This is a genomic window from Acinetobacter lactucae (assembly GCF_013344765.1).
Classification (GTDB): domain Bacteria; phylum Pseudomonadota; class Gammaproteobacteria; order Pseudomonadales; family Moraxellaceae; genus Acinetobacter; species Acinetobacter lactucae_A.
Map to the genome: position 1 here is coordinate 1 of NZ_JABVBF010000310.1, position 1,541 is coordinate 1,541.

General features: G+C 32.5%; 2 protein-coding genes and 1 pseudogene. All 3 read right to left on the bottom strand.

Annotation, left to right across the window (positions count from 1 at the left end):
- Positions 1 to 224, bottom strand: a pseudogene (locus HUN22_RS18050) (hypothetical protein); the annotation flags it as partial.
- A gap of 10 nt (positions 225 to 234) precedes the next feature.
- Positions 235 to 780: a hypothetical protein gene (locus HUN22_RS16930; protein ID WP_174731830.1), complete on the bottom strand. Its 546-nt coding sequence runs from the start codon at positions 778 to 780 to the stop codon at positions 235 to 237.
- A partial coding sequence (locus HUN22_RS16935) for a TIGR04255 family protein (protein ID WP_174731838.1) occupies positions 777 to 1,541 on the bottom strand: 765 nt, incomplete at its 5' end. The genes HUN22_RS16935 and HUN22_RS16930, both read right to left, overlap by 4 nt.

The following is a 1,541-nucleotide window of genomic DNA, read 5'->3' on the forward strand; positions in this document are numbered from 1 at the left end:
TTTTTATTAAATCCAAAAGCACTATTATAACTTTCAATTTTTTTTGCTATTGAAAATTCTATACATGGATCATTTAGGTTAGCCACATCACAAGAACCAGATGCAACAATTAGAATGATTTCTTCTGAGTAAGAAATATTAGAGCATGAGAGTATAGTCTGCACATCTTGCTGATTAACTATACTCCCTTGTCTCCAACCCAAATCTTCCATCCAATGACGCACTAAAACCACCCTAGAATAAATCGTCTTCTACTAAAATATTATGGGACAGTCTATTCCCAGCAAATAATATTTTATCCACATCAAGACTATCTTCAGCAATCATTGATTTGATACTTTTTCCATTAAGAACTGGTAAATCCAAGTCACTTTTGTGCGTTGAATAGTTATTATCTTTCCAGTTCTTAGCTAAAACATACAAATTAAATAATTTTAAAGATTGAGCTTTCTTAGGTGAAGAATCTTCTTTTCTCCAGCTTAATAAAGTTTTTCTTGTAACTCCTAACGCAGCAGCTAGTTCTTCATTATTTAATGAAAAAATATTCTTTATAAATTCAACATTTTTCTCCAAAATATTTTCACGATTATTAATGATATTTATTTTTTGACCGCTAGCAGTTTCCTCACCCAGCCATTTAGAGATACCGCCAAAACTACCAGTAGCAAATTTATCGAAAGGTTCACCACAAGTAGAAATAAAACTTGCAGAACTTGAACAATAACTTGCCGTATTAATGCTTATAGCTGTAGCTAATGCAAAAGAGCTTATGTCCATCATTTCCAAACCTCCCTACCATTATTAGTTGTAATTTCCCAAAAGGCTTTACGCGAATTTTCATGTAAGCTCGTTATCTTATTTATAATGAAGTCGATATAAAAAGATTGAGATTCTCCTTCTTCTGGTGACCAATAATGATCAAAATCAAGAAGAATTCGCTTACTCGGTGTCATCACTTTCTTTATAGAAATTGGAACATCGATAAGATCCTGCCACACAGTTGCATTAAGTTCCCCATAAAGAGTTCTAACAACCAGTATCCCATTTTCAGTTCTAAGTATAGACTCATTCACATGTCTAAGCTGATCACCAAAAACTTTTCCAATACTTGTATTGCAAATAGCCTCCTGAACATAATTTTCAATCTTTTCCTCAGGATAAGTTGGCAATATAACATCAGAATATCTTAAACCAATTCTTAAAATAAGTGCAGGTTTAATAACATCCTCTACAAATTTTATTGCAGTTTGACAGTGACTTAAAAAATCCGGAAAACGGTTATATTCAGCTGTTAAAAAAGTAATTCTGTCCTTATCTAAGAGATATGCACTTTTTTTATCGGCAGACTGAAATAACCAAGCATCATTTTGGTTGATTTTTAAACCTTGTGGATCCACCACAATTTCCTGTTGGTTTATAGTTGAAAAATGAGGAAAGTGTTGTCTTACTAAATCTTGAAATAATGGAACATAATTCCCAATTTGGAGAATTGTTGAAAAACGGAATTCTGCCAAAACCATAACAAGCGGCTGCTTTGTTAA